This is a genomic window from Actinospineispora acaciae DSM 45401 (genome assembly GCF_000620785.1).
GTDB classification, from domain to species: domain Bacteria; phylum Actinomycetota; class Actinomycetes; order Mycobacteriales; family Pseudonocardiaceae; genus Pseudonocardia; species Pseudonocardia acaciae.
Genome location: NZ_JIAI01000011.1, coordinates 93,423 through 101,625, shown reverse-complemented (window position 1 = coordinate 101,625; position 8,203 = coordinate 93,423). Strand labels below are relative to the sequence as shown.

General features: G+C 70.4%; 9 protein-coding genes and 1 tRNA gene. 6 read left to right on the top strand and 4 right to left on the bottom strand.

Translation table 11 applies throughout. The annotated features are described in order from the left end of the window. Positions 1 to 7: 7 nt before the first annotated feature. Complete coding sequence (locus N912_RS61020) at positions 8 to 775, bottom strand: SCO6745 family protein (protein WP_051581273.1); 768 nt, start codon at positions 773 to 775, stop codon at positions 8 to 10. A 1,690-nt stretch (positions 776 to 2,465) separates the two neighbouring features. Next, a tRNA-Tyr gene (locus N912_RS0135795) sits at positions 2,466 to 2,547 on the bottom strand. 92 nt (positions 2,548 to 2,639) lie between these two features. On the opposite strand from N912_RS0135795, the gene N912_RS0135790 reads away from it, so the two are divergent. The 5 genes from N912_RS0135790 to N912_RS0135770 all read left to right on the top strand — a co-directional run bounded on the left by N912_RS0135790 (position 2,640) and on the right by N912_RS0135770 (position 5,001). Further along, the gene (locus tag N912_RS0135790) at positions 2,640 to 3,131 is read left to right on the top strand and encodes a YajQ family cyclic di-GMP-binding protein (RefSeq protein WP_028926211.1); all 492 of its coding nucleotides are present in this window, start codon (positions 2,640 to 2,642) and stop codon (positions 3,129 to 3,131) included. A 68-nt stretch (positions 3,132 to 3,199) separates the two neighbouring features. Next, on the top strand, positions 3,200 to 3,607 hold the full coding sequence (locus tag N912_RS0135785; protein ID WP_028926210.1) for a cupin domain-containing protein: 408 nt from the start codon (positions 3,200 to 3,202) through the stop codon (positions 3,605 to 3,607). Between the two features lie 26 nt (positions 3,608 to 3,633). Further along, positions 3,634 to 3,813, top strand: a complete 180-nt coding sequence (locus N912_RS0135780; RefSeq protein WP_028926209.1) for a ribbon-helix-helix protein, CopG family — start codon at positions 3,634 to 3,636, stop codon at positions 3,811 to 3,813. Between the two features lie 2 nt (positions 3,814 to 3,815). Next, complete coding sequence (locus N912_RS0135775; RefSeq protein WP_028926208.1) at positions 3,816 to 4,157, top strand: VOC family protein; 342 nt, start codon at positions 3,816 to 3,818, stop codon at positions 4,155 to 4,157. A gap of 7 nt (positions 4,158 to 4,164) precedes the next feature. After that, positions 4,165 to 5,001 (top strand): class I SAM-dependent methyltransferase, encoded by an 837-nt coding sequence (locus N912_RS0135770; protein WP_211261525.1) that lies wholly within the window; start codon positions 4,165 to 4,167, stop codon positions 4,999 to 5,001. Here N912_RS0135770 and pdxR read toward each other — a convergent pair. Beyond that, the gene (pdxR, locus tag N912_RS56730; protein WP_064745487.1) at positions 4,929 to 6,404 is read right to left on the bottom strand and encodes a MocR-like pyridoxine biosynthesis transcription factor PdxR; all 1,476 of its coding nucleotides are present in this window, start codon (positions 6,402 to 6,404) and stop codon (positions 4,929 to 4,931) included. The two genes, N912_RS0135770 and pdxR, sit on opposite strands and share 73 nt — an antisense overlap. Before the next feature lie 18 nt (positions 6,405 to 6,422). Further along, positions 6,423 to 7,157: an alpha/beta fold hydrolase gene (locus N912_RS0135760; RefSeq protein ID WP_028926206.1), complete on the bottom strand. Its 735-nt coding sequence runs from the start codon at positions 7,155 to 7,157 to the stop codon at positions 6,423 to 6,425. A gap of 64 nt (positions 7,158 to 7,221) precedes the next feature. On the opposite strand from N912_RS0135760, the gene N912_RS0135755 reads away from it, so the two are divergent. Beyond that, positions 7,222 to 8,169: a helix-turn-helix transcriptional regulator gene (locus tag N912_RS0135755; protein WP_028926205.1), complete on the top strand. Its 948-nt coding sequence runs from the start codon at positions 7,222 to 7,224 to the stop codon at positions 8,167 to 8,169. The last annotated feature ends 34 nt before the right edge of the window (positions 8,170 to 8,203 follow it).

The following is an 8,203-nucleotide window of genomic DNA, read 5'->3' as shown; positions in this document are numbered from 1 at the left end:
GCCGCGGTCAGCCCCGGGAGGCCGTAGCGCGCTGAGGCAACGCCCGCTGGATGGCGGTGAGCCCGTCGAGCAGTGCGTTGCGGGCGTCCGCGTCGAGCGCGTCGAACGCGGGCATGACCAGTCGGTCGGTGAGAGTGTCCGCGTGTATGAGCGCGGCGTGTCGCTGGGCCGTCCCCTGAGGCCGGCTGTCCTCATCATGGCCGAACAGGGTCCACGACTCCGGTCGACGGATGGCATGGGCGGCCAGCGGGTCGATGCCGTCGGTGGCCGTCACCGCCACCAGATGCGCGCTGCCCCGGAACTCACGCAACACCGCGGCCAGCTGCACCGCCCGCGCCGGAAGATCCGAGGGCAACGGCTGCGCGGCGATCGCGGCATACAGGGTGAGCCCCGCCCGGTCGCTCACCGAGTTGACCACCGACGCCGCCTCGCAGAACGCGTCGAGCCCGCTCACCTGCCCGAGATGGCGCCGTCCAAACTCATGGCAACACCGAAGATAGATCTGCCCGAGCTGACGGGCGGACAGCCCGGAACGCTCCAGCCCGCTGGTCCACATCCTCTCCACCAACGCCGGATGAAAGTACCCAAAAGCACTGGCCACCACCGCCGGCTCAACGTCGCCGAGCACACCACCGCGCCCCAAGAAGTAGAACCTGTACCCGTCAAGCCCGTACTCCCTCCCCACCGCAAGGGCCTCGGGCGTGAAGTAGAACCCGGACCCGATGTCGTTGATGAGCGGATGGGCGGCGGCGACGAGGTCCTCGGTGCTGAGCATGAGGCGAATCTAGCCCAGCCTTCGCCGGTGCCGCGGCGGACCGGCTGCTGGTTGTCGGGCCACACGGTCAGCGCCTCGACCTCGTCCCGATGACGCTGCCCGTACCGCCTGAGTCGTGCTTGTGGGCACGCCGCAATCCTTCGAAATACTCGAACGCGAGTTCGAGTAGGGATGAGTCGGTGCCCGTAACAGACGACACAGAGACAACAACGAACAACTGTTCAGGTGGAGCAAGCGATACTTGTACCGACCCCGCTTGTAGTGGCTAGGAAATTTGACCATACGGCCCCCGTCGGCCGCATCTGTATGCCATGCTTCCTCCCCGCGACGACCCGCCATTCCCTTGGCGGCGCGATATAAGGGCGAGATGATATGTTATTACCTACGAGTCTGGGCGCACTGTGGCTCGAGGCTAGGGCAGGAGTAGCCGCTAGGCTCGCGCCAGTGCTACGGCTCGACGGCGCGCCGCAACGTAAGCCAAAACCTCGGCGGGGCGGCTCCGCTGTAGCGCGCATGGTGCCCACCGATGCTGCTGGCGTGCAGATCCTCGGCGAGCGTGCGAAGCTTGGTTCGCGCGAGTGTCCCTCGGCGCTCGTCGTCACCAAGAGACTGCTCGCAGTCGTTCTGATACTTGGATCTGTTTCGATTCTCTCGTTTACTTTCAGTGCGAGAGCGTACGCCAGCGAGTCTCGACCGGTACCCGTGCAAGGTTCAAAATTGACGTCGCCGACTCACCATAAGTCTCAATCTACTCGCGGCAGCCTGGAAACCTGCACAAATGCGCCGGGCACAGACGCCGTCCAGTGTATAAGTATAGACAGAGACAACACTAACGCTGCCCCGCCCGGGAAGCTGTCCAATATCAAATCCGTACAGAGCGAGTATCGGTACCTCCCCACCGGGCTTGTCAAGAGTGCCCCCAACATTTGCGATCGCCATCACGAGCTTGCATACTACGATTCCGGTAATCGTCGGATCCGGGCGATTGACCCGCCGGGATGCGTCAACGGCATGGCCGCGAGCGCAACATTGGGCGACTCCGTGGACTTCGATATTGGTAACAATATTGACAAAGCTACCCCGATTTGTACGCGATCAAAAAACTCTGCCACCGCTCAAAATTGGACGCCTTATGCATGTCAGCAATCAAGCTAGTCGCCCTAAGTCGCGGAGGTCCTCCTCCGTCGTGAGCGAAACGACGCCGACCGTGGAGGGGCGCGCACCGGGCGGACTCGCGGAACTGTTTCTCGGTGGCACCGTCGAGCTGGTCGCCATGCTCGAGTAGGAGGTCGATCGCTACCCCGGACCAGGGTTCACCGCGCTTGCTGGCACGCCAGCGGCCGGACCCTGGCCGGCGTAGCGCGGCCAGGGCGTCGAGCTGGTCCCCGAACCCCCGCGGGTCGTTCGGCATCCGAGCGACGGGGGTGATCCGGGCGCTGTCGAGCCGCTCCTGTCCCACGAGGGCGCCCGCCAGGTAGGCCCGCCGAGGTCGGCGCCGATCAGGTTCGCCTCGCCGGAGCTCGGCCTTGTCCAGGCGCGCCAGACCGAGCTTGGTCCTGGTAACGCTGGACGTCGCCGACCAAGGGCTGAAATTCGCCGCGAACCCCATCGACAGCCAGTGCCGGCCGGACACAGCAAGATCGGCCCCAACTTTTGCGTTTGCGCTGGTCAGGGCCGATCTCGGCTGGTGTGGCAGGTGAAGGATTCGAACCTTCGAAGGCGATGCCGACGGATTTACAGTCCGCTCCCTTTGGCCGCTCGGGCAACCTGCCAGGGTGCGCCTCACCGGGGGTGTGCGCGTTAGAGAGGATACGACAGTGGCCCGGGCCGGCCACACCGGGTTCGTGACATGGAGGAGGAGACGGTGGCAGACCCTTCGTTCGACGTGGTCAGCAAGGTGGACCGGCAGGAGGTGGACAACGCACTGAACCAGGCGGCCAAGGAGCTGTCGCAGCGGTTCGACTTCAGGGGGACCGGGGCGGGGGTGAGCTGGGCCGGCGAGGACGGGATCAGCATCGAGGCGGAGACCGAGGAGCGGTGCCGGGCCGCGGTCGAGGTGTTCAAGGAGAAGCTGATCAAGCGAGGGATCTCGCTGAAGGCGTTCGAGGTGGGTGATCCGAAGCCTTCGGGGCGGATTCATCGGGTCACCGGGACGATCGTGCAGGGCATCGCCTCGGACAAGGCCAAGCAGATCGCCAAGGCGGTCCGGGACGAGGGACCGAAGGGCGTGCAGGCCCAGATCCAGGGCGACCAGCTGCGGGTGTCCGGCAAGAAGAAGGACCACCTGCAGAGCGTGATCGCGCTGCTCAAGGAGAAGGACTTCGGGATCGCGCTGCAGTTCACCAACTACCGCTGAACCGGTACAACAAACCAAAGCGCAACTGGTCTAGGTGACTGGTCCGGGCCGTGCTTAGCGTGGTCGGCATGAGTACCGCATCCCCCCTGAGCAACACCGTCCTGACCTCGCTGTTGTGCGAGCGGCCGCCGTTCGTCCCGGACGGCGCCGAGGTGATGACCATGATGGTCGAGCTGCCGCCGGGCGACCCGGGCACGCCGCCGCACCGGCACTCGGGCCCGGTGTTCGGCTACATGCTCGAAGGAGAGATGATCTTCGAGCTGGAGGGCGAGCCGGAGCGGGTCATCCGCGCGGGCGAAGCGTTCTGGGAGCCGGGCGGCGACGTCATCCACTATCAGGCCGCCAACAATCTCGCGGACGCATGGAGCCGGTTCGTGGTGGTCATGATGGGCGTGCCCGGCGAGCCGATGCTGACCCTGGTGCCCGAGGACGAGCTGGAGCGGCGGCGGGGCCGCCGCGCGCCGAGGAGGAGCTAGCGACCTAGCGTGCTAGCATCGGACGAGTGGGCAGTGAGGACGTCAAGCAGTTCAACGTGTACCTACCGGTGGAGCTGATCAAACAGGTCAAGCATCACGCCATCGAGGAGGGGCTTTCCCTTTCGGCATTGGTCGCCGAAGCGCTGCGCGGGTACCTCGACGACGCCCACGGGCAGCAACGGCGATCGAACGAGGAGGAGTCCTGAACATGGCGACCGAGGGCGTCGAGGGCGTCTACCTGGAGACGCACAACTGGGGCAAGACGGCCGGGTTCCTGAAGGCGCTCGGGTACGAGGTGGAGTTCACCAGCGAGGGCGGTTCCTCGATGGTGCGCAACGCCGCCGGCGGGCCGTACCTGATCGTCGCCGAGGTTCCCGAGCACCGGACGCCACAGGTGCAGCTCCTGCTGAAGGTGGCCGACGCCGACGCGTTCAAGGCCGACGTCGACGTGGTCACGGAGTTCGAGGAGACCCACTACGGGACCAGGGAGATGACCGTCCGCGACCCCGACGGCCGGATCTGGAGCCTGCAGGCTCCGCTCAAGGACTGACGGCATGCTGGATCAGGCGGACAGCACGGCGGTGCGGGTTGCGCTGTGGCGCGCGCTGCACGTCCAGATCGACCCGCCGCCGCACGTGTTCGAGGACGAGGTGGGCCTGCGGCTGGCGGACCCGGAGGACGGCTGGCGCGAACGGCCGGACATGGATCCCGAGGCCACGAAGAGCTTCCGGGCGAGCATCGTGGCGCGCGCCCGATTCATCGAGGACCTGGTGATCGAGCGGGCGGCCGACCAGTACGTCATCCTCGGCGCCGGGCTGGACACGTTCGCCCAACGCAGGGCGGAGGCCGCCGGGCGGCCGAGGGTCTTCGAGATCGACCAGCCCGGGCACCAGGACTGGAAGCGGCGGCGCCTGGTCGAGCTGGGGTACGGAGTCCCGGAGTGGTTGCGGCTGGTGCCCGTCGACTTCGAGAAGGACGGGGACTGGACGGGACCGCTGGCCGACGCCGGCTTCGACGCAGGCCGGCCGGCCGTGGTCGCGTGCACCGGCGTGATCATGTATCTGACCAGGGATGCCGTCATGGACCTGCTGCGGCGGGCCGCGGCGCTCGCCCCCGGGTCGACGCTGGCGTTGTCGTTCATGCTCCCGCTGGAGCTGGCCGACGCGGCGGACCGCCCGGTGCGCCAGGCGGTGGCGAGCGCCGCGCGGGCGGCCGGGACGCCGTTCCTGAGCCACTTCGCGCCGGAGGAGATGCTGGCGCTGGCCCGCGAGGCCGGCTTCGGCGAGGTCAGCCACGTGTCGGCGGACGACCTCGCCGAGCGCTACTTCGCCGGCCGGGCGGACGGGCTTCGGCCGCCGTCGCGCGCGGAGGAGTTCCTGGTGGCGACCGTCTGACCCGCCACCCGGCCGACGACCGCGGCGAGCGCGTCCAGGCTCCGGCGCCAGGCGTGCGGCGGCGGCGTGGCGTACCCGATGATCAGCGCGGCGGGGCGCTCAGGGCCTGGCCGGTGCCAGTAGCCGGCGGTGTGCAGCCCGTGCAGCCGGATCCCGTCCCGGGCGGCGGCGTCGACCAGCTCGCGCTCGCGGTCCGCTGAGGCGAGCGGCAGCAGCGCGTGCAACCCGGCCGCCACCCCGTCCAGGCCGGTCGGGGTCACGGTGGCCAGCCGCTGGGCCAGCTCGGCGCGGCGGCGACGGTACATCAGCCGGACGCGGCGGATGTGCCGGTCGTAGTCGCCCCGGGCGATCAGGTCCGCGAGCGCGAGCTGGTCGATGGCGGGTACCGAGGTGCCGGTCTCGGCGATCGCCTCCAGCAGCGGCCCGCGCAGCGCCGGCGGGACGACCAGCCAGCCCAGCCGCACGCCCGGCGCCAACGCCTTGCTGGCGCTGCCCGCGTACACCACCCGATCCGGGGCCAGCGCCTGCATCGCCCCGACGGGCTGCTGGTCGTAGCGGAACTCGCCGTCGTAGTCGTCCTCGATCAGGTAGCCGTCGCGCCGACGCGCCCAGGCCACGAACGCCGCGCGCCGGTCCGGGGCCAGCACCACGCCGCGCGGGTGCTGGTGCGCCGGGGTGAGCAGCGCCGCGCCGGCCCGTGACGTGAGCTCGCCTGGGTCGGCGCCGTCTCGACCGACCGTCAGGGGTACGGCCGCGAGCCCGGCGGCGGTGATCAGCTCGCGGTGCCTGGCCAGGCCGGGGTCCTCGGTGGCCACCGCCCGCACGCCCAGCCCGCCGAGCGCGCGGGCGAGCAGCCCCAGCGCGTGCATGAACCCGCCCGTGACCAGCACGGACCCCGCGTCGGCCGCGACCCCCCTTGTCCGCGACACGTAGTCGGCGAGGGCCGCCCGCAGCACCGGCAGGCCGGCGTCGTCGCCGTAGTCCAGCGCGTCGTTCGACGCCGCCGAGAGCGCCCGCCGCACGCTGGACGCCCACGCCGTACGCGGGAACGAGCTGAGATCCGGACGCCCCGGTCGGAGATCAACATCCGGCGGCGACGGCGGCGTGGGCGCGGTCGAGACGGCGGTGGTCGACTCCCCGTGCCCGACACCAAAAGGCACGTCGGCCACCCGAGTGCCGGAGCCGGGGACGCCGACCAGCCACCCCTCCGCCACCAACTGGGTGTACGCCGCCACCACCGTCCCCCTGGACAGCCCCAGGTCGGCGGCCAGCCCCCGGGTGCCCGGCAGCCGGGTTCCCGCCACGAGCCGCCCGGACCGCACCGCCTCGCGCAGCGCGGCCTCCAGCGACCGGCCCTTCCCGCCGTCCCCGATCGCACCAAGGTGCAGGTCGACGCCGCTCACGCCGCCCAGCGTGCCACCTCAGCCGTCCTCGGAGATCGCCAGCAGCCGTTCGGCCAGCTCCACCGGCCTGGAGAACATCGGCCAGTGACCGGTCGGCAGCTCCACGAACGACCACTCCGGCCCGCCCATCTCGCCGAACCCCACCACGCCCGCGGCGACGGCGCCCCGCGCGTCCGCCTCGGTGAAGCTGCACGCGATCACCGTCTTGGGCAGCGTCGGGTCCGGCGTGGCGCGCCGCGCCGTCCCGGTCACGACACCGCCGGGCTCCGGCGTGCTCCGCGCGTGCACCCGGGCGAACGTCTCGTCGTCGATCCCGGCCGTGCTCGCCCCGTTCTTCTCGAACTGCTCCCTGGTCGGCATCGGCTGCCGGCCGTCGTTCGCGGCGATCTGCGCCCTGGTCCAGTCCGCAACCTCGGGCGGCACGAAGTCGATCTGCGCCATGCCCTCGGGCAGCGGCCCGGTGTCCACGTACACCAGCCGCGCGACCCGGTCCCTGGCCCGCTCGGCGGCGGCCGCGATCACCACGCCGGCCCCGCTGTGCCCGACCAGCACCACGTCGCGGTGCTCGCGCAGCAGGGCGACCAGGTCGGCGACCTGCGACTCGATGGTGGCGTCGCGCTCGGCGGCGCGTTCGGCCACGCCGCCCGGGGTCACCGCGACCACCTCGTGGCCGTCCGCACGCAGCCGCGCGGCCACCTCGTCCCACGCCCACGACCCCAACCAGAACCCTGGTACCAGCACGAATGTCGTCATAAGAGGAACGCTATCCCCAAAACAGGACGAATCTCGCCCTGATTCGCGGGCAGAATCTCCGAACATGTCCGCCGCCCGCGTGCTCGCCCTGCTCGAACTGCTCCAGGCCCACCCCGGCCTGACCGGCCCGCAGCTCGCCGCCCGCCTCGAGGTCGACGCCCGCACCGTCCGCCGGCTGGTCGCGACCCTGGACGGCCTCGGCGTGCCGGTGCTCGCTAACCGGGGAAAGTACGGCGGATACCGGCTGATGCCCGGCTACAAGCTGCCCCCGCTGATGCTCACCCGCGACGAGGCCGTCGCGGTCGTGCTCGGACTACTGGCCGCCGAGCGGACCGGCCTGCACGCGGCGGCCACCTCCCTGGCCAGCGCCCGAGCCAAGATCGACCGGGTGCTCCCCGACGAGCTGCGGGAACGGACCAGGGCGGTGGCCGAGACGCTCGGCTTCTCCATGCGTACCCGCCAGCCGGCCGCGCCCGACTCGCACGTGCTGCTCACCCTCGGCGAGGCCGCCCGCGACCACCACCGCGTCCGCATCGCGTACACCTCCTGGCGCGGCGAGGCCAGCGAGCGCGAGCTGGACCCGTTCGGACTGGTATTCCACTCCGGCCGGTGGTACGTCACCGGCCACGACCACCGCCGGGACGGCGTGCGCACCTTCCGCCTGGACCGGATCGCCTCCGCCGACCCGATCGGCGCCGGCACCCCACCGCCCGAGGGCTTCGACCCGGTGGGCACCGTGATGGCCGGCATCTCCGAGGTCCCGTGGGCGACAGCGGTCACCATCGTGCTGCACGCCCCGCCCGACGAGGTCCGCGCCCGCCTGCCCCGCACCGCCGGCACCCTCGAACCCCACCCGGACGGCACTCTGCTGCGCTCCCGCGCCCAGCGCCTGGACGGCCTGGCCCGGATGCTCGCCGGCCTCGGCTGGCGCTTCACCGTGCACGAGCCCGACCAACTGCGCGCCGAACTCCGCACCCTGGCCGCCCACCTCACCGCCGACGCCGCCCGCTGACCCCGGGTGTCCGCACCACCTAGGGTGAGTGAAC